This window comes from Paenibacillus sp. 10L310 (assembly GCF_056395745.1).
Genome location: NZ_JBFTKC010000008.1, coordinates 226,169 through 250,639, shown reverse-complemented (window position 1 = coordinate 250,639; position 24,471 = coordinate 226,169). Strand labels below are relative to the sequence as shown.

6 protein-coding genes are annotated in these 24,471 nt (G+C 53.9%); all 6 read left to right on the top strand.

The annotated features are described in order from the left end of the window. Positions 1–459: 459 nt before the first annotated feature. Complete coding sequence (gene ectB / locus AC1DE7_RS18900) at positions 460–1,743, top strand: diaminobutyrate--2-oxoglutarate transaminase (protein ID WP_477534967.1); 1,284 nt, start codon at positions 460–462, stop codon at positions 1,741–1,743. A gap of 423 nt (positions 1,744–2,166) precedes the next feature. Beyond that, positions 2,167–2,289 (top strand): hypothetical protein, encoded by a 123-nt coding sequence (locus AC1DE7_RS18895; RefSeq protein WP_256721367.1) that lies wholly within the window; start codon positions 2,167–2,169, stop codon positions 2,287–2,289. A 208-nt stretch (positions 2,290–2,497) separates the two neighbouring features. Then, positions 2,498–17,461, top strand: a complete 14,964-nt coding sequence (locus AC1DE7_RS18890; RefSeq protein WP_477534966.1) for an amino acid adenylation domain-containing protein — start codon at positions 2,498–2,500, stop codon at positions 17,459–17,461. A 152-nt stretch (positions 17,462–17,613) separates the two neighbouring features. Further along, positions 17,614–20,892, top strand: a complete 3,279-nt coding sequence (locus AC1DE7_RS18885; protein ID WP_477534965.1) for a non-ribosomal peptide synthetase — start codon at positions 17,614–17,616, stop codon at positions 20,890–20,892. Continuing rightward, on the top strand, positions 20,882–22,708 hold the full coding sequence (locus tag AC1DE7_RS18880; protein ID WP_477534964.1) for an ABC transporter ATP-binding protein: 1,827 nt from the start codon (positions 20,882–20,884) through the stop codon (positions 22,706–22,708). The genes AC1DE7_RS18885 and AC1DE7_RS18880 overlap by 11 nt, the downstream gene beginning before the upstream one ends. Beyond that, positions 22,705–24,438, top strand: coding sequence for an ABC transporter ATP-binding protein (locus AC1DE7_RS18875; protein ID WP_477534963.1), 1,734 nt, complete (start codon positions 22,705–22,707; stop codon positions 24,436–24,438). The genes AC1DE7_RS18880 and AC1DE7_RS18875 overlap by 4 nt, the downstream gene beginning before the upstream one ends. Positions 24,439–24,471 lie beyond the last annotated feature (33 nt).

Sequence of the window (24,471 nt, the reverse complement as noted above, 5' to 3'; positions counted from 1 at the left end):
TATTTAAAGGGAATATATACCAAATTTACCTGTTAAATGACTGAATGTCAACACTCGTCGAATTCCTTGATTGATGTCAAATCATGCCCAAAGTTTCTTCTCCATTCACTATTTTTAACGAAAAATGTTAACACATAATGTTTTATGAACCAAATTTAACAATATAATGACTATATTTAACAAAAATTTCACTATACATTCTTGTAAATTTTGATATAATTCAACCTAGGTCTTATTCCCTATTATTCTAATAAATGGAATTGTAGGGTTTTTTATACCCATCCAAGCTGTGTGCGAGAGACCAGTATACTGGCTTACCAACAAGCCGGCATGTGGGGACCAACAATTGTGGAAAATGACAGCCTAGAATATGTTGCTCCATGACGTCAGAAGGTTTAGAAAGGAAGGTTCGGAAAGATAGAGCCAACCTTATCCCAATTCCGATGGAGGATGAAGCGAGTGAGCATTTTTGAAAAGCTGGAATCCAACGTAAGATCTTACTGCAGAAGCTTTCCGGTAGTATTCGACCGGGCCAAGGGAGACCTTTTATATTCTGAGGACGGAAGAGCATATATTGATTTCTTTGCAGGTGCCGGGGCACTCAATTACGGCCATAACAACGATTATATTAAAGACCGGGTTCTCGATTACTTGACCTCCGACCGGATTATGCACGGTCTGGATATGTATACAATGGCCAAGCGTGAATTCATCCAGAGCTTCTCCGAGCGGATCCTGGAGCCGAAGAAGCTGAATTACAAGCTTCAATTCTGCGGTCCAACAGGGACGAATGCGGTGGAAGCGGCCCTGAAGCTCGCACGCAAGGCGAAGAAGAGAAGTGGAATATTCGCATTCATGGGTGGCTTCCACGGCATGTCGCTCGGCAGTCTGTCGGCGACAAGCTCCAAGTCCATGAGAGAAGGGGCGGGGCTTCCTCTGGACGGAGTTACGTTCATGCCGCACCCGAGCGGGGCTTTCGCAGAAATGGATACGCTCGGTTATATCGAGAATATCCTGACTGATTCGCACTCCGGAATCGACAAGCCGGCCGCGATCCTGCTTGAAACGGTACAAGCCGAAGGCGGAATTCACGTTGTCGACGCGCAGTGGCTACGTGAGTTGCAGCAGATTTGCCGCAGGCACGATATTCTGCTCATTACAGACGAGATTCAAGTAGGATGCGGCCGGACAGGCGAATTCTTCTCCTTCGAACGTGCGGGGATCGAGCCGGATCTCATTACCCTGTCGAAGTCGATCAGCGGGTACGGCCTGCCAATGTCCCTCCTGCTGCTGAAGCCCGAACTGGATATCTGGACGCCGGGCGAGCACAACGGCACCTTCCGCGGCAACCAGCTGGCTTTTGTGGCCGCGAAGGCTGCTCTCGAGTTCCGGGACAGAACCGAACTGGAAGCTCAGGTGAAGCAGAAGGAAGAATATGTGCGCTCGTTCCTTGATCAAGAAATTAAGCCTCTGCATCCGTCCATCGCCATCCGCGGACTCGGCCTGATCTGGGGCATTGACGTCTCGGGGTTCATGGATGAAGCCGGGGCGAAGCGGGTGGCGGATATCAGCTTCGAGAACGGGCTCATCATTGAAAGAGCCGGCAGAGGAGATTGTGTGCTGAAGATCATGCCTCCGCTGACCGTCTCGATGGAGCATCTGACCGCCGGCTGCGACATTATCAAGTCCAGTATGCAGCAGGTGATCTCTCAGGAGACCAAGGATTTACTAGTAACGACCTAAGCTTGGCCAAGCCGATGGTCGCCCCCGGCAAGAGGCACGAAAGTGCCTTCCGGAGGGCGTGCGGACTTGATGTTAAGGTAGCGCTTTCACCTCATGCTACCTGCGGTAACGTCAATCAGCATGGAATTCTCCGGCAATCCAAGCGCAGTCCCGTTCGTGCCATACGGAGCATTCTTTGAGCCTCATGCAGTACCCTCGTTAAATTTAATCGTCAGGAAAAGCTCACTACCCCGCAGCCGAATCTTTACTTATCCACACCAGGGCTGTGGGGGAATAATCAAATCGTACATAGAGTGTATCAATACCCCTTAAACATAGGCTTCGTCAAAGGTAGCTCGGGTACCAAATCAGGAGGTACGATCGACTTCCTGCTGGGCGGCCGGAACCCTGCGGCAAGCCTTACATCGACAGGAGGAACATTCCTTGTCGTCTATCCCCAAATCCAATTCCGAACCCCAAGTTAAACCAAATCCCGTCTTCGGGTGGCTCGTCCGCAGCAATCTTATTGAAGCAGAGGAGTCCGAAGTAGCCGCATCTCTTGCGTAGAACGATGTTTGTTGTCCTTTACGCATGGGAGCCGAGCGGTACAGCTGCTAGGCAGAGGATTGCCGTATGCGATCAACCGGGCAATCCAAGCGGTGACATGGCGTAAGCCATTGATATTGTTGTCAGATGTTTGAAAAGGAGTGGAGCGTTGCTTCGGCATATGCTCTGCCGGATTGCTTTTACCGATGAAGAGAGGGGAACGATCCAGATGGCTTTTGAAAAAGAAACGTTGTTTTGGAACGAAAAATTCGGTAGTGACGATTATACCTTGACGCGGTTGCCTTACAGCAAAGCTCCAAACTCCCTGGTGCCCAATGTGAAAACCGTTGGCGGTTCGCTTTCGGAGGAAGCGGCGCAGCGGGTCCTTCAAATGAGCAAGGGTGCTCCGCTGGCTGCTTTTATGATTTTGCTCGCAGGTGTTCAGGCACTCTTGCATAAATATACAGGTTCTTCAGACATTCTGGTTGGCATGCCGGTTGTGCCGAAAAAGGGGGAGACGCGTCGATCCGTTAATCATACGGTCATTTTGAAAAACTCGCTTTCGGTGGGGGCAACTTTTAAGACGCTTCTGAGCGAACTGAGGACTTCCTTGCCGGAAGCCATTCAGCATCAACATATTCCGTTCTTGAAAATGACGGAGAAGCTGGATCTGCAATATGCAGAAGGGATACCCTTCGTCCATACGCTAGTATCCCTTAAGGAGTTGCATCTGGACGAAATTGGGCAAAACGTGGTCACGGACTGTTCCTTTGAATTCAGTTTAGCCGGCGGGACGATACAGCTAGCGCTGTCATATAACGAGCACTTATATGACTCCGAGTTCATGAATCGGGTCGTCGGCCATCTGAATCGCCTACTGTCCGTGGGGCTTCATGAGTTGGAGCTGGACATCGTACGAGCGGACATGCTGTCGGAGGACGAAAAATATCAATTAATACAAAGCTTCAACGATACCGAGAAGGACTATCCTCGTGATCGGACGATTCATCAGCTTGTGGAGGAGCAAGCGAAGCGTGTGCCCGAGGCGACGGCGGTTGTCTTTGAGGGGCAGCGGCTTTCATACGCAGAGTTGAACGAACGGGCGAACCAGCTGGCGCGTACGCTACGATCGGTCGGTGTGCTGCCCAATCAGTTGGTAGGCTTGATGGTTAGGAGATCGCTGGAGACGGTCATTGGCATTTTGGCGGTTCTGAAAGCTGGCGGTGCCTACGTGCCGATCGACCCGGAGTACCCGGAAGAACGTATTCGCTACATTCTGGAGAACTCGAACGCGCAGCTGCTGCTGACTCAAAGAGAGCTGTTACAGCAAGTCCCGTTCGAAGGGACCGTATTGGCGCTAGATGACAAGCAGGCCTATAGCGACGATGGCTCGAACCTGGAGGCGGCCAGTGGTCCACATGATCTTGCTTATGTCATTTATACGTCAGGTACAACGGGCAAACCCAAAGGGGTCATGCTGGAGCATCGTGGTTTGGTCAGCTTGAAGTTGATGTTCGCAGACAGGCTGGGCATTACGGAGCATGACCGGATCGTTCAATTTGCGAGCTTGTCCTTCGACGCATCCTGCTGGGAGGTTTTCAAAGCACTCTATTTTGGAGCGGCTTTGTACATCCCGACGGCCGAAACAATTCTCGACACTCGTCTGTTTGAGAGTTATATGAACGAGCATGCGATTACGGCGGCGATTTTGCCTCCGACGTACAGCGCTCATTTGAACCCGGACCGTCTTCCCAGCTTAACAAAGCTTGTAACGGGAGGTTCGGCGGTATCGGCCGAATTCGTGCAGCAGTGGAAAGCGAAGGTTCACTATTTCAATGCTTACGGCCCTACCGAAGCTTCGATTGTTACGACGCTTTGGGATGCGGATGAGCAGCAGCCGGAGCGTAGAGTCATTCCGATTGGGCGCCCGCTGGCTAATCATCAGATTTTTATTTTGGATGCCCACCTGCAACTTGTGCCTCCGGGAGTGGACGGCGAGCTGTGCGTTGCAGGCGTGGGGCTTGCGAGAGGTTACCTGAACCAGCCGGAGCTGACGGCAGAGAAATTTGTGGAACATCCGTTTGCGCCGGGAGAACGCCTTTACCGGACAGGAGATCTCGCCCGCTGGCTGCCGGACGGTAATATGGAGTATTTGGGCCGGATCGACCATCAGGTGAAAATCCGTGGATTCCGAATCGAGGTCGGTGAGATTGAAGAGCAGCTTCTGAAGATCGACTCGGTGCAGGAGACGATTGTGATTGCGCGGGAAGGCAAAAGTGGGCAAGAACTGTGCGCTTACCTGGTCGCTAGTCTCCCTCTTACGCTCGGCGAGCTGAGAAGCGTGCTGGCGCAAAAATTGCCGAATTACATGATTCCGGCACATTTTGTTCAGCTTCCGCAGATGCCGCTCACCCCGAACGACAAAATCGACCGCAAGGCTTTGCCTGCACCGGAAGGAAACGCACTGACCGGCGGCGAGTACGTAGCTCCACGCAATGAAGCCGAGCGGACACTTGCCGATGTGTGGCAGGCGGTATTGAACACCGATCGAGTTGGGGTAACGGATCATTTCTTCGAGCTGGGCGGAGATTCGATCAAGTCCATTCAAGTATCTTCGCGGCTTCATCAAGCCGGGTACAAGCTGGAAATTCGGGATTTGTTCAAATATCCGACGATCTCACAGCTTAGCCTGCATGTGATACCGATCGGACGTACCATTGATCAAGGCGAAATTACGGGTGAAACGGCGCTGACGCCGATTCAGCATTGGTTTTTCGAGAGCTCCTTTGTGGACCCGCATCATTTCAACCAGTCGGTGATGCTGTACCGGAAGGAACGCTTCGACGAAGAGATGGTACGTCAGGTGCTGCAAAAGCTGGCCGAGCATCATGACGCCTTACGGATGGTGTTCCGCAAAACGGAACAAGGGTTTAGCGCACGGAACCGCGCGATTCAGGAAGACGAGATGTTCACGCTGGACGTGTTCGACTTCAAAGATGCGGAGAATCCCACGCAGACTGTGGAAGCGAAGGCAACGGACATTCAAGCGGGCATCGATCTGGAGAACGGGCCCCTCATGAAGGCGGGACTATTCCAGTGCGCGGACGGTGATCATTTGCTGCTCGGGGTTCATCATGCTGTGGTAGATGGCGTGTCTTGGCGCATTTTAATGGAGGATTTCGCTCTAGGTTACGAGCAGACTGGCAAAAGCGAAGAAATTCGTTTCCCGGCGAAAACAGATGCGTACCGCACTTGGTCCGAGCAGTTGGCTGCTTACGCGCAAAGCCCGGAGATGGAGAAGGAACGGGCCTATTGGCAGGCCGTGGATCAAATGGAGGTTCCGGCCGTGCCGAAGGATATGGAGGCGGACGTTACGACGCAGCAGGACAGCGAATCGCTGTTTGTCCGTTTGGCTCCCGAAGAAACGGAGCTGCTACTGAAGCGGGTTCACCGTGCCTTCAACACCGAAATGAATGATATTTTGGTAACGGCGCTCGGCATAGCCTTACGCAAATGGACGGGGCACGAACGGGTGCGGATCAATCTCGAAGGACACGGACGTGAATCGATCGGAACGGATATCGATATCACGCGTACAGTCGGCTGGTTTACGACCAAGTTTCCGGTCGTCCTAGAGCCGGAAACTGACCGGGATTTGACCTATCAGATTAAACAGGTCAAGGAAAACTTGCGCCGCATTCCGAACAAGGGGCTTGGGTACGGCATATGCCGCTATCTTTCGAAATCGGAGGAAGGCTTGGTTTGGGGCGCAGAGCCGGAAATTAATTTTAACTACCTCGGCCAGTTCGACGATGATGTCAACCAGGGAGAGATCGACATATCTTCTTATTCCAGTGGCAGCCCGGCTAGCGACCGGCAGGCCCGCAGCTTTGTGCTGGATATCAACGGTATGGTGCTGGACGGTGCTTTATCGCTCGATCTCAGCTACAGCCGGAAGCAGTATCGGAAGGAAACGATGGAAGCCTTCGCTCAGCGGCTTGAGCAAAGTCTCCGAGAGCTCATTACCCACTGCGCAGGCAAAGAGAACACCGAATTGACGCCAAGCGACGTGCAATTTAAAGGCTTGACCATCACAGAATTGGAGCAAATCGCCCAGCGCTCGAGTCATCTCGGGGAAATCGAAAATATTTACTCGCTGACGCCGATGCAAAAGGGTATGTGGTTCCACAGCGCGCTTGACCGGCAAACGGCAACTTACTTTGAGCAGACACGGTTTACGATGCGGGGAGCGCTCGACGTCCAGCTTTTTGAGAGGAGCTGGATGGAGCTTGCAAAACGTCATCTGGTGCTGCGGGCGAATTTTGTGAATGGACCAGCGGGCGAGCCGCTGCAAATCATATACCACGATAAGCCAGTCGGCTTTGAATATGAAGAGCTGCTTCATTTGCAGGTACATGAGAAACAAGCTTACTTGGATGAAAAGGCCGAGGAGGACAAGCTTCGTGGCTTCGACATGGAACATGATGCGCTCGTTCGGTTTACGATTCTGCGCACTGAAGAGCAAAGTTATCACGTTCTGTGGAGTTTCCAGCATATTTTAATGGACGGCTGGTGCCTGGCTCAGCTGACGCAGGAGTTGTTTGAGATATACTCGGCTCTGACCTCTGGGAAGCAGCCAGCGGGAGGTAAAGGATCGGATTATGGCGATTATATCGAATGGTTGGAGAAACAGGACGATCAGGCGGCATCCGGCTATTGGACAGCGTTCCTGGCAGGCTACGAAGGGCAAACCGTACTTCCGGGGCAAAAGGAACCAGCGCCGAGCGGCAGATTTATGGCTGATCACGTCACCGCCGAACTAGGCAAGGACTTGAGCAAACGGATGGACCTGGTGGCGAAACAGCACCTAGTTACAGTCAATACGCTGTTGCAAGCCGTTTGGGGCGTAATGCTGCAAAAATATAACGGAACAAACGATGCCGTATTCGGCAGTGTCGTTGCCGGAAGACCGGCGGAAATCCCGGGCATTGAGTCTATGATCGGGCTGTTCATCAATACGGTGCCGGTCCGCGTCAATAGCGAAGTGGACACCGTGTTCGCCGACCTGATGGCGAAGCTCCAAGAGCGGGCGTTGGATTCCGGGCGTTATGATTACTATCCGCTGTATGAAATTCAAGCGCGTAGCGTGCAAAAGCAGAATCTGATCAACCATATCATCGCTTTCGAGAACTATCCGGTGGACGAGCAGATGGAGCAGGCGGGGGACCAGCAGCACGGCGGCCTGACAATTGCTGACGTTCAGATGGAGGAGCAGACGAACTATAACTTCAACGTGACTGTGATGCCGGGAACCGAGATCGAAATTCGATTCGACTTTAACGCCGAAGTGTTCGATAAAGACAGCATCGAGCGGCTCAAGGGGCATCTCGTGCATCTGCTGGAGCAGGTAACGGATAACCCGGAAATTACCGTGGGCGAGCTGGAACTTGTGACGGAGGCAGAAAAGGCCGACCTTCTCGGACGTTTTAACGACACCACGACGGAATTTCCGCGCGGGCAGACGCTCATTCAATTGTTCGAAGAGCAGGCGGAGTACATCCCGGATGCAGCCGCCATCTCCATGAATGAGCAAGAGATGACTTACCGGGAGCTGAACGAACGTGTCAACCGCCTTGCCCGTACCTTGCGCAGCCACGGGATATCCCAAGGACGTCTGGTCGCCATTATGGCTGAGCGTTCCATCGAAATGGTTATAGGTATACTGGCAACACACAAAGCCGGAGCCGCTTACGTACCGATTGACCCGGAATATCCAGAGGAGCGTATCCGTTTCTTGATAGAGGATTCAGGAGCGCAGGTCATGCTGACACAAAGCCGCTTGCGCGAGCGACCGGCGGGTTTGGACTCGGTGATCTTACTGGATGACGAGTCTTTCTATCACGAGGACGGAACAAACCTAAATCCAGGGATTGAAGCGACAGATCTGGCCTGCGTGATCTATACGTCAGGCACGACGGGCAAGCCGAAAGGAAACCTTGTTTCGCACCGCAACATCGTGCGCGTTGTGCAAAATACAAATTATATCGACATCACCAATCGCGATCATGTCCTCCAGCTTTCGAGCTATTCGTTCGACGGAGCGATTTTCGATATTTTTGGTGCTTTGACCAACGGGGCGCGGCTGGTGCTGGTTCCCCGCGAGACGTTGCTGGAAATTGGTCTACTGGCGGATCTCATCCAGCGCCAGCGCATATCGGTCATGTTTATTACGACGGCTTTCTTCAACGTGCTTGTAGATGTGAATGTCAATTGTTTTCGGGATGTCCGGGCGATTTTGTTTGGAGGAGAGCGTGTCTCTGTTGGTCATGTACGTAAAGCACTCGCCCATCTTGGAGCGGGTAGGCTCAACCATGTTTACGGACCGACGGAAAGCACGATATTTACCACGTACCTTCCGGTCGACTTCGTTGATGAGTCGGCGCTTACCGTTCCTATCGGACGACCAATCAGCAATACGACGGTGTATATCGTCGACAGCCGGAATAAGCTGCTGCCGATCGGCGTGGTCGGGGAGCTATGTGTCGGCGGAGAAGGTTTGGTACGGGGCTACAATAACCGGCCGGAACTGACGGCGGAGAAATTTGTGCACAATCCTTTTACGTCAGGAGAGCGCATGTACCGGACGGGGGATTTGGCGAAATGGCTACCGGACGGCACGATTGAATATGTGGGACGAACGGACGACCAAGTGAAAATCCGTGGCTTCCGCATAGAGCTGGGCGAGATCGAAACTCAGCTTCAGAAAGTGGAGGGAATTCGGAAAACGACAGTATTTGCGCGGGAAAACGTGTCCGGCGAAAAGCAGCTTTGCGCCTATTATGAAGCGGACTGTGAGCTTCCGGCGGCCGAGCTGAAGAGCGTGCTGTCTCAGGAACTGCCGGCCTATATGATCCCGACGTACCTGATCCAGTTGGAGCGTCTCCCGCTGACGACGAATGGCAAGGTTGACCGCCGCTCCCTCCCGGCACCTGAGGAGAGCTTGCAGCCAGGCGAAGGACATACTCCGCCTCGGACTCCGCTCGAAGCCAACTTGGCTGAAATATGGAAAAGCGTGCTTGGATTGGAGCACATCGGGGTTCATGACAACTTCTTTGACTTGGGCGGCCATTCCCTGCGGGCAACGACACTGGTGAGCAAGGTGCATCAGGAGTTGAACGTCGAGTTGCCTCTGCGCGACGTATTCCGCTACTCAACGATCGAACAGATGGCTCTCGCCCTCTCCCGGATCGAAGAACATTCGTTCTCGTCGATTCCGCTGGTAGGCGCAAGAGCGTATTATCCACTTTCCTCAGCTCAGAAGCGGCTGTTTATCCTGAATCAGCTGGAAGGAGCCGAGCAGAGCTATAACATGCCGGGTGCGCTGCTACTCGAAGGATCGATTGACCATAGCCTGCTGGAGAAAGCTTTCCGCGGACTGATCCAACGTCATGAAACGTTGCGAACCGGATTTGAGGTCGTACAAGGCGAAGCGGTACAGCGTATTTACGAGAGCGTTGATTTTTCCGTCGTGTGTCGACATGCGAACGAGGAAGAAGCGTCTGCAGTCGTGCAGGCTTTTATCAGACCTTTCGACTTGGCGAAGCCACCGCTACTGCGTGCCGAGCTCGTAGAGCTGGCAGCCGATCGTTATTTACTGATGTTTGACATGCACCATATCATCTCCGACGGGGTTTCGATGGACGTGTTCGTTGAGGAACTCGTTCGTCTGTATGGCGGTGAGTCATTAGAGCCTTTGCACATTCAGTACAAGGACTATGCGGTATGGCAGCAATCGGACGAGCAAAAAGTGCAATTGAACCGCGAGGAAGCTTACTGGCTGGACCGTTACCGGGGCGAGCTGCCGGTTCTGGAAATGCCAACGGACTATCCGCGTCCTGCTGTACAGAGCTATGAGGGACATACGCTGACGTCCTTCGTGGACGAGGCAACGAACGAAGGCTTGAAACAGCTGGCCGCTCAAAGAGGAACGACGCTATATATGGTGTTGCTTGCCGCATATACCGTGCTTTTGCATAAATACACAGGTCAGGACGATTTGATCGTCGGAACGTCGATTGCGGGCAGAACGCACGGCGACACGCAGCCTTTGATCGGAATGTTCGTCAACACGCTGGCGATCCGCAATTATCCGGCTTCGGAGAAGACCTTCCTGTCGTATTTGGAAGAAGTGAAAGAAACGACTTTAGGCGCTTACGAGCATCAGAATTATCCGTTCGAAGAACTCGTCGATAAAGTGCAGGTTAGCCGGGATTTGAGCCGCAACCCGCTGTTTGACACGATGTTCTCCCTGCAAAACCTGGAGGAGTCAGAGTTTGAGCTGGAAGGGCTGAAATTGTCCCCGTACCCTAGCGAATATGGTATGGCCAAGTTCGACCTGAGTGTGGATGTTACGGAAGAAAATGGCGGACTGGAGTGCAACTTTGAATTCGCAACGGCTCTTTATAAAGAAAGCACGATCCGGCGGCTGTCGATTCAATTTGGACATTTGCTTGCGGCGATTGTAAGCCATCCGAATGCAAAGATCGCTGAGCTGGACTTGCTGACGGAAGAGGAAAAAGAACAAATTCTCGGCGCGTTTAACCCGGCGCAGCCGGAAGCGGCTCCGGCGGCCGCGTTCCACCGACTGTTCGAGGAACAGGCGGAACGTACACCAGAAGCGGAAGCCGTTGTCTACGAGAACGTTCGGCTGACGTATGCGGAGCTGAACGTACGGGCGAACGGCTTAGCGGCCACGCTGCGCGCAAGTGGAATCGGCCGGGAGGAGATTGTTGGCATTCTCGCCGAGCGCTCGGTGGACCTGCTGGTGGCCGTGCTGGCCGTCTGGAAAGCAGGCGGGGCATATGTACCGCTTGACCCGGATTATCCGGCGGACCGCGTGCGGTTTATGCTTGAAGACAGCGGAGCGAAGGTGCTGCTGACACAAACGCTGCTGAGAGAGCGTGCTGAAGCCTGGCTCAGCCAAGAGGAACTGGCACTTGCAAAGGTGTTGTACCTCGACGACGAAATGTCATACAGCGAAAACCGGGAGAATGCACCGCTTGGCTCCAGCATGGTTTCCGGTAAAGTCTCGGGCGAGCTGACGGGTGCTGTGAACAGCGATGATCCGAGTCATCTGAAGGTTGCTGGCTTGGACAGCTTCCATGAAGCTCGTCCTGAGGACCTAGCGTACGTGATCTACACGTCGGGGACAACAGGCAAGCCGAAGGGTGTAATGATTGAGCACTGCAGCTTGGTGAACACGGCAGCGGGCTATCGGCGGGAATACCGGTTGGATCAGTTCCCAGTCCGGCTACTGCAACTCGCCAGCTTCTCGTTTGACGTGTTCGTGGGTGATATCGCACGCACGTTGTATAACGGAGGCACGATGGTGATTGTACCGAAAGACGACCGTCTCGATCCGTCTCGTCTGCACCACTGGATAGAGAGGGAGCAAGTGACGATCTTTGAATCAACACCGGCACTGATCGTACCGTTTATGGAATACGTACACGAGCAAGGGCTGGAGTTGAGCGGGATGGAGCTGTTGATCACAAGCTCGGACAGTTGCAGTGTGGCGGATTACCGAACCTTACAGGAACGGTTCGGCTCGTCGTTCCGGATCATCAACGCCTACGGCGTGACGGAAGCGGCGATCGACTCCAGTTTCTATGAGGAGGAGTTGGCGAAGCTGCCGCAGACAGGCCATGTTCCGATTGGCAAAGCGTGGTTGAATGCGAAGTTTTACATCGTGGATGCACATCTGAACCCTGTTCCAGTCGGCGTGCTAGGCGAATTGGTTATCGGCGGAGTTGGGGTAGCACGTGGGTACTTGAACCGTCCAGAGCTGACGGAAGAGAAGTTTGTAGACAGTCCTTTCACCGCTGGTGAGCGGTTGTATCGCACGGGAGACTTGGCGCGGTGGATGGAAGACGGCAACGTGGACTTCATCGGCCGGATCGATAACCAGGCAAAAATCCGGGGCTACCGGATCGAGACGGGGGAGATCGAGTCGCAGCTGTTGCGGGTGGAAAGTGTGCGCGAAGCGGTGGTGCTGGTTCGAAGTGACGCGAACGGGCAGAAGGCGCTATGCGCGTATTACACGCCGGATACCGGAGTTGAGCTGGTAGTGAACGATCTGCGCAGGGCGCTGGCACAGGAGTTGCCTGGGTACATGATCCCGTCGTACTTTGTGGAGCTGGAGCGTCTACCTCTGACACCGAACGGAAAGATAGACCGGAAGGTGCTGCCAGCGCCGGAAGGGGAAGCGGGAAGTGGAACGGAGTACGTCGCACCGCGCAATGAGCTGGAAACGAAGCTGGCGGCGATTTGGCAGGAGGTGCTGGGGCTTGCGAAGGAGATTGGTGTTCACGATAACTTCTTCGACATCGGTGGCCACTCCCTGCGCGCGACAACATTGGTCAGCAAGATTCATAAAGAGTTGAACGTGGATCTACCACTGCGCGACGTGTTCCGCCATTCCACGATCGAGAGCATGGCTACCGCCATTTCTCGGCTGGATCAGCAGATATTTGTTTCCATTCCGGTGACGGATGGCCGAGAGGTGTACCCGCAATCTTTTGCTCAAAAACGTCTCTTTATTCTGAATCAGCTGGAAGTTGCGGAGCTTAGCTACAACATGCCGGAAGCGATGCTGCTGGAGGGTGCTTTGGACCGGGCAAGGTTCGAAGAAACGTTCCGTAAGCTCGTGGCGCGGCATGAAATGTTGCGCACCGGGTTTGAAATGGTGGATGGAGAAGCATCACAGCGGGTTTACCAGGACGTGAATTTTGCGGTGGAGTTCTATCAAGCGGATGAGCAAGAGGTCGAAGCGGTGGTTCACGGTTTCGTCCGTCCGTTTGACTTGGCTAAGCCACCGCTGTTGAGGGTAGGCCTTGTTGAGCTGGCTCCGGAACGCCATATTCTGATGTACGACATGCATCATATTATTTCTGACGGCGTTTCAATGGAAATCTTTGTTGAAGAATTCGTACGTTTGTATGGTGGAGAGCAATTGGAGCCGCTACGCATTCAGTACAAAGACTACACCGTTTGGCAGCATTCGCAGGAGCAGCAGGAACGGCTTCAGCATCAGGGGGCGTATTGGCTGTACATGTTCCAGGGCGAGCTTCCAGTGCTGGAAATGCCGACCGACTATCCACGTCCGGCTGTACAGAGCTACGAAGGTCAAACGCTGGAGTTTTCCTTCGACGCTTCAAAAACCGGCGGCCTGAAACAGCTGGCTTCGGAAACGGGCACGACGCTGTTTATGGTGCTGCTTGCGGCGTATAACGTGCTTTTGCATAGATATTCAGGTCAGGAAGACGTAATCGTTGGTACGCCGATTGCCGGAAGGAATCATGGAGATGTGCAGCCGTTGATCGGGATTTTCCTAAACACGCTGGCGATTCGCAGTTATCCGTCTTCGGAGAAAACCTTCCTGTCATATCTGAACGAAGTCAAAGAAACAACGCTGCGTGCCTTTGAGCATCAAAACTATCCGTTCGAACAATTGGTGGACAAGGTGCAAGTCACCCGTGACTTAAGCCGTAATCCGCTGTTCGACACGATGTTTACGATGCAAAATACGGAGAACGAGCAATTTGAGCTGGAAGGGCTTCGCCTGATTCCTTATCCGAGCGTACTTGATACTGCGAAGTTTGATATCAGCTTGGATGTGGGCGAGGAGAACGGCGGCTTGGATTACAGCTTTGAATATGCGACAGCTCTTTACAAAAGGGAGACGATTGAACGGCTGGCAAAACATTACGAGCAGTTGCTCCTGACAATTGTAAACCGTCCAGATGCGAAGATTGCCGAGCTGAACTTGCTGACAGCAGAGGAAAAAGAACAAGTTCTCAGTGCGTTTAATCCAGCGCAGCTAGAAGCGGCTCCTGCGGCTACGTTCCACCGTCTGTTTGAGAAACAGGCAGAGCGTACGCCGGAAGCGGAGGCCGTTGTGTATGAAAATAAACGCCTAACGTATGTGGAGCTGAACGAGCGAGCGAACCGCTTAGCGCTCACGCTGCGTGCAAATGGCATCGGCCGGGAGTCAATCGTTGGCATTCTCGCCGAGCGTTCGGTGGACTTGCTGGTGGCCGTGCTGGCCGTCTGGAAAGCCGGCGGGGCGTATGTACCCCTCGACCCGGATTATCCGGCGGACCGCGTGCGGTTTATGCTCGAAGACAGCGGAGCGAAGGTACTGCTGACACAAACGCCGCTGCGAGAACGTGCCGAGGCCTGGCTCCGCGAAGAGGAGCTGGCGCTGATGTCGGTGCTGTACCTCGACGACGAAGTGTCGTACAGCGAAGATCGGGCAAATGCTCCGATGTGCTTTGATCAAGGCTCCAACATGGCTTCCAGTCGGGTCTCTGGCAAACTAACGGGGGCTGTGAACGGTGCGGATCGGAACCATCTGGATGTTGTGGATGATGTTGATGTTGTTGGCATGGACAGCTTCCATGAAGCCCGCCCAGAGGATCTGGCGTACGTGATCTACACATCGGGAACGACGGGCAAGCCGAAAGGTGTGATGATCGAGCACCGCAGCCTGGTGAACACGGCGGCGGGTTACCGGCGGGAATACCGATTAGATCAGTTCCCGGTGCGGTTGCTGCAACTCGCCAGCTTCTCGTTTGACGTGTTCGTGGGCGACATTGCCCGGACGCTGTACAACGGAGGCACGATGGTGATTGTGCCGAAGGACGACCGGATCGATCCTTCTCGTCTGCACTACTGGATAGTGCGGGAGCGAGTGACGATCTTCGAATCAACACCGGCGCTGATCGTGCCGTTTATGGAATACGTACATGAACAGGGGTTGGAGTTCAGCGGGATGGAGCTGTTGATTACAAGCTCGGACAGCTGCAGTGTGGCGGATTACCGAACCTTGCAGGAACGCTTCGGCTCGTCGTTCCGCATCATTAACGCTTACGGTGTGACGGAAGCGGCGATCGACTCCAGTTTCTATGACGAAGCGCTGACGAAGCTGCCGCATACAGGCCATGTGCCGATCGGCAAAGCGTGGTTGAATGCGAAATTTCACATCGTGGACGCACATCTGAATCCCGTACCAGTCGGCGTGCTGGGCGAACTGGTCATCGGCGGCGTCGGCGTGGCGCGTGGGTACTTGAACCAACCGGAGCTGACGGAAGAGAAGTTCGTAGACAGTCCGTTCGCTGTGGGCGAGCGGTTGTACCGCACGGGAGATTTGGCGCGGTGGATGGAAGACGGCAACGTGGACTTCATCGGGCGGATCGATAACCAGGCAAAAATCCGGGGCTACCGGATCGAGACGGGTGAGATCGAGTCGCAGCTGTTGCGTGTGGAAGGTGTGCGCGAAGCGGTGGTGCTGGTTCGAAGTGATGCGAATGGGCAGAAGGTGCTGTGTGCGTATTACACGCCGGATACTGGAGCGAAGCTGGCAGTGAACGATCTGCGCAGTGCCCTGGCACAGGAGCTACCGGGTTACATGATCCCGTCGTACTTCGTGGAGCTGGAGCGTCTGCCTCTGACACCGAATGGGAAAATAGACCGGAGGGCGCTGCCAGCGCCGGAAGGGGAAGCGGGAAGTGGAACGGAGTATGTCGCACCGCGCAATGAGCTGGAAATGAAGCTGGCGGTGATTTGGCAGGAGGTGCTGGGGCTTACGAAGCAGATTGGCGTTTACGACAACTTCTTCGACATTGGCGGCCACTCCCTGCGAGCGACGTCACTGGCAGGCAAGGTATTTAAGGAACTAAACGTCAACCTCCCGCTGCGCGACGTATTCCGCCACTCGACGATTGCGGCGATGGCCGAGGCGATCGCCCCGATGGAACGGCGGGAGCATGAGGCCATTCCTCAAGCGGAGCAGAGAGAGTATTACCCTCTGTCCTCCGCGCAGAAACGGCTGTTTATTCAGCACACGCTGGATGGAGCAGATCAGCTTTACAACATGCCGGAACTGGTGCAGGTGGAAGGTGAGTTTGATTTAGACCGGTTGGAAGCCGCCTTGCGGAAATTGATAACACGGCATGAATCGCTGCGCACCGGTTTTGAAATGATGAAGGGCGAAGTGGTTCAGCGGATATACCCACAGGTCGATTTTGCTATCGAGCACCATCAAGCGGATACAGAGGATTCAGATCAAATCGAGCAGATCGTCCGCAACTTCGTTCGTCCGTTTGATCTCGGCCAACCGCCGCTGCTGCGCGCCGGGGTCATCGAGCTGGAGCCGCACCTGCGTATTCTCCTTTTCGATATGCACCATATCGTGTCCGACGGTGTATCGATGGCGATTGTGATGGAGGAGTTCTCGAGTTTCTACGCCGGAGAACAGCTGCCACCCCTGCGCATTCATTACAAGGATTATGCCGTTTGGCAGCAGTCGAAGGCCCACCGAGAGCGAATCGGGCGGCAGGAAGCGTACTGGCTGCAAACCTTCGAAGGCGAGCTGCCCACGGCGGACCTGCCGATGGACTACGAACGGTCTGCCGTTCGTAGCTACGAAGGCGCGCATGTGGAGTTCGACGTCGAAGCTTCTCTCTCTGCGCAGTTACGCGAATTGGCTGCCGAGTGTGAAAGCACACTGTTCATGGTGCTGCTTGCGGCCTATACTGTGTTGCTGTCCAAGTACAGCGGTCAGGAAGACTTGATCGTGGGCACCCCGGTGGCTGGAAGAACTAACGCCGATTTGGAGCGGGTCATCGGCATGTTTGTTAATACGCTGGCGCTCCGCAATCGTCCGTCTGGCGACAAAACGTTCTTGTCCTACCTGGAAGAAGTGAAGGAAACGGCTTTGGGTGCTTTTGAGAACCAGGATTATCCATTCGAGGATCTCGTGGAACGGTTGAATGTGAAACGGGAGCCGGGCCGCTTCCCGTTGTTCGATGCCGTTTTCGACTTGCAAAATATTGAAGAACGAGACGCCGAACTGGAAGGGGTCAGCCTGAAGAATTACGAGCTTGACCCATTGGAAGAAGCGAAGTTTGATCTGACGCTGTTTATGTATGAAAACGAAGGGGCGTTGAGCGGGGGCTTCTTCTACGCCACCAAGCTGTTCAAAGAAACGATGATCCGCACCTTGACTGAGGATTACCTGCGGGTACTGTCTCAAATTGCGGAAAATCCACAACTCGAGCTAAGCCGAATTGAATGTCATAAACCGGCGGCAGGCGCAAAGAGTGCCGTCGATACGATCGAATTCGCATTCTAATGTTACAAGCGCGCTTCCGTCATCAAGCGACAGCGCGTGTATCCCAAGGAAAACGCGAACAACATGCAAGCCCGTAAACGCGCAGGCCGAAAGCAAGCTCTTTCGGACCTGCGTCGGGGTATGCGGTCACTTCATTTTTAGGGGAGGTACGAATGAAATCGTTATTTGAAAAGGAAGAACGGTACTGGAGCGGCAAGTTTGACGCAGATGATAGCCTGAGCTTCCTTCCCTACAGTCAATCCTCCAAATTATCTGTGGGTGGCGAAGCTGCGGCAGAGCCGGACTTGCTTCATCGTACTCTGCCGAGCGAACTCTCGGAGAGAATCATTGGCCTCGCCAGCGGTTCGGATTTGGCTCTGTACATGATTGTTTTGGCAGGAGTCAAAAGCCTGCTGTTCAAATATACCGGGCGGGACCAAGTGCTGGTCGGCATGCCTTCGTATAGCGCAGACCAGGGCGAGACGCCGCCGCATGACATCTTGGTGATCAAGACATTGGTAAGCAGCCAGACTACGCTGAAAACGCTGCTTGGGGGCATCAAAGGCTCCATCGGCGAGGCGCTGGAGCATCAGCACCTGCCTTTTCGAAAAATGGTGGAGCCGCTCCATTTGGACTATACGGGGCATGGTCTCCCGGTCGTCAACACCATCGCATCCTTCGCCCCGATTCATCCGGGACCGCTGAGTAACCGTGTGGCGGCTGATACCGTTTTTCGCTTCGACCGCCAAAACCACTCCATCGAGCTGGAAATAAGCTTTGACGGACAGCGGTACGAGCGGGCATTTATGGAGCAGGTGGCCGACCATCTTGTTCGTTTGCTGTCCATGCTTTTATTTCAGCCAGATCTGGAGCTTGGACAAGTCGATATGCTGTTCCCAGTCGAGAGGGAGATGCTGCTCAAGGGATTTAATGACACCGAAACCGAGTTCGAGCGGGGGAAAACGATTCATGGCTTGTTCGAAGAACAGGCGGAGCATCGCCCGGATAACGTGGCCATCGTCATGAACGAGCGGCAATTGACCTACCGCGAGCTGAACGAGCGATCCAACCGCCTTGCGCGGAAGCTGCGGGAAAAAGGAGTAGAAGCAGATCAGCTGGTAGCAATTCTGGTCGAACGCTCGCTTGATATGGTCGTCGGCATTCTGGCAATTCTTAAAGCGGGCGGAGCCTTCGTGCCTGTCGATCCCGACTACCCGGAGGAGCGCATCCGCTTCATGATCGAGGATTCAGGCGCACCGTTATTGCTGACTCAAAAACATCTGCACGAGAAAACCGACTTTGAAGGAACACGCCTTGAATTAGACGATTTTGTTTGGGGCGATAGCGGGGCGGAATCCACTGGTGTGCTGGATGCTTCGAATCTGGAGCCGGCCAGCGGTCCGAATGATCTGGCTTATGTCATCTATACATCAGGTACGACGGGCAAACCCAAAGGGGTCATGCTGGAGCATCGTGGTTTGGTCAGCTTGAAGCTGATGTTCGCGGACAGACTGGGCATCACGGAGCATGACCGGATCGTTCAATTCGCCAGCCTGTCATTCGACGCGTCCTGCTGGGAAGTGTTCAAAGCGCTCTATTTTGGCGCGACTTTGTACATCCCGACGGCCGAGACGATTCTCGACAACCGCCTGTTCGAGAGTTATATGAACGAGCATGCGATTACGGCGGCGATTTTGCCTCCGACGTACAGCGCATATTTGAACCCGGACCGCCTTCCCAGCTTAACGAAGCTTGTAACGGGAGGTTCGGCGGTATCGGCCGAATTTGTACAGCAGTGGAAGGAGAAGGTCCACTATTTCAATGCTTACGGGCCTACCGAAGCTTCGATTGTTACGACGCTTTGGGATGCGGTTGAGCAGCAGCCGGAGCGCAGAGTTATTCCGATCGGGCGCCCGCTGTCCAATCACCGGATTTTCATTTTGGATGCCCACCTGCAGCTTGTGCCTCCTGGAGTGGACGGAGAGCTGTGCGTGGCAGGCGTGGGGCTTGCGAGAGGTTACCTGAACCAACCGGAGCTGACGGCAGAGAAGTTTGTGGAACATCCGTTTGCGCCGGGAGAACGCCTTTACCGGACGGGAGATCTCGCCCGCTGGCTGCCGGACGGCAACATCGAATACCGGGGGCGGATCGATCATCAGGTGAAAATCCGCGGCTACCGGATCGAAATCGGCGAGATTGAAGAGCAGCTGCTGAAGATCGCCGCCATGCAAGAAACGGTGGTGCTCGCCCGCGACGACGCAAACGGCCATAAGCAGCTTGTTGCTTATTACGTTGCGGAAACGAGGCTGGCGGCGCATGAACTCAAGGAGCAGCTCGCCAAGCAGCTTCCGAGATATATGATTCCTTCGTACCTCGTGCAGCTTTCGCGGATGCCGCTGACTCCGAACGGGAAAATCGACCGCAAAGCGCTACCCGCGCCAGAGGAAGCCGCCACTGGAAGAACGGAATATGTCGCGCCGAGAACGCTGCTCGAGATGAAGATTGTCCGTGTCTGGCAGGATACACTTGGCATTCCACAGGTTGGCGTAAAGGATAACTTTTTTGAGCTGGGAGGCAATTCCTTAAGTCTGATTAGGCTTGTTCAAGCCGTTTACGATGAAACGGGCATCGAGATACCGCTGAATCGCCAATTCCATCATGTAACCGTTGAAGCCATGGCTTTTGGAGAGGAGGATCTGGGTCTGGATAAAGGGGGAGACTCCTTCATTAAGCTAAATAAAACAGGGGATCTGAACGTGTTCTGCTTCCCTCCAGGCAGCGGCTTCGGCATCGGTTACCGAGAGCTTGCAAGCAGACTAGACGGCCGATTCGTGCTTTACGGCATTGATTTTATCGACGATGTCATCGATTACGAGGCCATGCTGAACCGTTATGTGGATGAGATTGTTCGTATCCAGCCTGAAGGACCTTACGTGTTGCTCGGTTACTGCTTCGGAGGCAACCTGACGTTCGAGGTAGCCAAATCGATGGAAAGAAGAGGGTACTCCGTAACGGACATGCTCATGGTGGACTCGTGGATTAAGGACACACTCACACCTTATGAAACGTCTGAGAAAGAGCTTGAAGAGATGCTTGCGGATTTCGACGAAGAAGAGAAGGAATTAATGAGCAATCCGCTCGTGCGGGAGCGTGTTCATCGGAAGATCAAAGCCACATTGACGTACGAAGCGCAGCTTATTAATTCAGGAACGATAACTGCCCGGATTTACGAACTGATTGCGAAGGACAGTGAAGCGTTCCGCCTGGAGCACCAGTTGCCGTCTTGGCAGAGGGCAACGACGCAAGCTTACGCCGATTACCGGCTGGAGGGCGCACACGAGGAGTTACTGGAACTCACGCGCGTGGACGAAACGGCCGTTGTCATCCGTGACATCTTAGTGCAAATCAAGCAGCAGATCGAAGCGGAGGCAGGGGTCCTGCATGGGAGCTGACTGGCAGACGTCTGTTCAAGGACAAGGCACAGCGGCGCCTTCCAAGCGCCGAACCGCTTATGCCACCTGGAAAGCGTTCCGCTGGCTGATGTCCTATGTAAGCCGTCACAAAGGCTGGATGATCGTCGGTATCCTGTCCGCAATTGCCGCCGCTGTTATTGAGATATGGACGGGACGTTTGGTCGAGCAGCTGACCACACAGGCCGAGAATGGGGCGGGGCCTATCGTTCTGCAGATCGTGTACACGGTCTTTGTGGTCATCTTGATCGGTGTGCCGGCGAAGTTTTTCATGAGCTTTGGTGTGGAGCGAAGCAGTGCCTCTGCGGTGCAGGATATCCGCAACCATGTCATGCGTCATATCGGCAAACTCCCGGTCCCCTATTTGGAAAAGCAGCACTCCGGCGACGTGTTGTCGCGGATCAACAACGATCTGCAGCTCATCCAGCAATTTATGATTCGGGACCTCGCCCAGTGGTTTTATCATCCGCTATTATTTATCGGCTGTTTCGCTTATTTGATGTATCTCCAATGGGAGCTGATGCTGTACAGCCTGCTGTTATTTCCCGTAGCACTGCTGGTTTCCCAATGGATCGGCAAGCAGTTGGAACAGTTGACGGAGGAAGCCCAGGCGAACATGGGCCGAATGAACGTCAACCTCCAGGATACGCTTGGGGGGATGCCTATTGTAAAAAGCTACCTGCTATCCGGTATGTTATCTCGCTCCTACCAAGTGTTGCTACAATTGACGGCTCAAAAAAAGCTGGCCGTGAAAAAGCGGGAAGCCTGGGTCAACCCGCTGCTTTCTACGCTGATGATTAGCCCGATCATTTTCGCCGTCAGTTACGGAAGCTATTTGATCTACAACGGGCAGCTAGGCGCGGGAGAACTGATCGCCTTCCTGTACTTGCTTAATCTGTGTCTGGAGCCGCTGGAGCATATTCCCGAGCTCATCACGCGCACGTTCGAAATGACCGGTGCCCTGAGAAGGGTCTCCGAAATCGTCGAGCAGCCGACCGAAACGGAAAATGGCCGTTTGCTTCCAAAAGCGAGCGCCGCCCCCATCCAGTTTCAGAACGTAACCTTCGGGTATGAAGAGAGTTCCCCGATTCTGCGGAATGTTAGCTTCTCTGTGCCAGAAGGCAAGACGATTGCACTTGTCGGAGCGAGCGGCGGAGGGAAGAGTACGGTGTTTAAGCTGGTATGCGGCTTTTATCCACTTCCGGAGGATCAGGGCGAGATCCGCGTGTTCGGAAGCCTGATCCACGGTGCAGATCCGGAGCAGCTTCGGTCGCATTTTTCCGTGGTAACCCAAGATTCATATTTGTTTAGCGGTACGATCGCCGAAAATATCGGCTATGGGCGGCAAGAAGCGTCGATGGACGAGATTATCGAAGCCGCCAAAGCCGCTCAGGCTCATTCTTTCATTATGCAGCTTGAGGACGGTTACCAGACGTATGTCGGAGAGCGCGGCGGGTTTTTGTCCGGTGGGCAACGCCAGCGCATTGCAATGGCTCGGGCGTTTCTGAAGGATGCTCCCGTTCTGCTGTTGGACGAGCCCACATCGGCACTTGATCCGGAGTCGGAAAGCGCGGTTCAGGAAGCGTTGGGCGTATTGATGAAGAAGAGAACGACCATGGTTATTGCCCACCGGCTCTCTACGGTACAAAACGCCGATGAAATTTGGGTTATGGAACAAGGAAGTATTGTCGAAAAGGGCACTCATGAACAATTGCTCGAGAGGAAGGGACTGTACGCCCAGTCGTATTACCAGGAGTTTACCGAGTCTGCCGAACGCAGGGAGGTGTCGTACACATGAAAAAGGGCGGAAGGCTATCACAAGTGAAAGAACTCGGCTACTTGCTGACGTTTATGAACCGCAAGCGCAAAACCCAGTACGCGATTGGCCTTGCTGTAACGGCGCTCACCCAGACATTGTTTCTGATCGCCTTCAGCTTGGTCGTACATAACTTGGTTGATTTCGCCGTGTCCCGAGATACGTCCCTGATGGTAGAAGCTTTTGTTATTTTGGGCGCGGCCCTGTTCCTGGAAAATATAATTTCTCCCTGGTTCATTTACTTATACCAGCGCAGTGTCGAGCTGACTGTGCTGAATATCCGCAAACGTCTTTATGACAAGCTGTGCCGGGTGCGGCCGAGATTCCTGGAGCAGAACCACCATGGGGACTTGCTGTCGCGAGTGAACAACGACGTAACGACCGTTGAGTTTACATTCTCGCAGGTTTACTTCGTTTTGCTGCTTCAAGTTGTCTTCTGCATCGGCTCCATTGTCTCTATGGCGGTGATCGATTGGCGGTTTGCTGGCGTATCCTTCGTCATTCTGCTGCTGTCTTCTCTGGTCAGCCTGAAATTTGCACGGGATATCCGCGCTTTGTCCGAACAAGGCTTGCGTACGCTCGGTAAAATGACCGAAAAGTTTAAAGATTTTATGGGTGGCATTCAAATTGTGAAGTTGTTCCGCATCCGCACGATTTACGGCCAGTACGAGGCGTTGAACGAGCAAATGACGCAAACGCTTCGGCAAACGGCGAAGAAGAACGGTATGCAGGCTGCGGTGAACCATTTTATCAGCTACGTCACGTTCTGCGGCATCATCGTCATCGGCAGTCTTCTTTATGCTTACGGATTGATGGGAATGGGAAGTGTCGCCGCTCTGGCAGTTTTGCAAGTGAATCTGACGCACGCCTTGTTGAACCTGGGGATGGTTCTGTCGATGACCCAAAATTCGCTCGCGGGCGCTCACCGGATTCAAGAGGTACTAAGTGAGGAAGAGGAACCGGAGCGTTTGGGATCTTCTCGTAGCGAGCTTTTATCGGAGGCTGCGGTGGAGTTTCGCGATGTGGAATTTTCCTATCAGGCAGATAAAAAGGTGCTTGTCGACATGTCCATGCAGGTGTTTCCTGGTCAGGTCGCTGCGATCGTGGGAGCCAGCGGCAGCGGCAAAAGTACGCTGATTAAGCTGTTGCTCGGTTTTTATCCTGTGGACAGCGGAGATATCCTGCTTCAGGGTAAACCTTTCGGCCATTACACGCTGGAAGAAATCCGCAGGCAGATTGCATACGTTCCGCAGGAACCGTTTTTGTTTACCGGCACGATTGAGGAAAATATCCGCTATGGCAACCCGGATGCAACGGATGAAGAAGTGGTTGAAGCGGCCAAAGCGGCGTACGCTCACCATTTTATTCAGGAACTTCCTGAACAGTATAAAACGCCAGTGGGAGAGAGGGGAGCGTCATTGTCAGGTGGACAAAGGCAGCGAATTGCGATCGCCCGGGCGATTCTCAAAAACGCCCCGATTCTACTGCTGGACGAAGCGACTTCTGCATTGGATAACGAATCCCAGCATTGGGTACAGCAAGCTCTGAAAGTATTGATGAAGGGGCGCACCACCATTCTGATTGCTCACCGTCTCAGCACTGTGGAACATGCGGATTTGATTACGGTCATGAATCAAGGAACGGTCGTGGAACGGGGCCGCCATCAGGAACTGCTGGCGCTCGGAGGTTACTACGCGCGGCTGTACGGCTAGACCCGCTTTTCGGCGGGCGGCTTCCTGCTGATA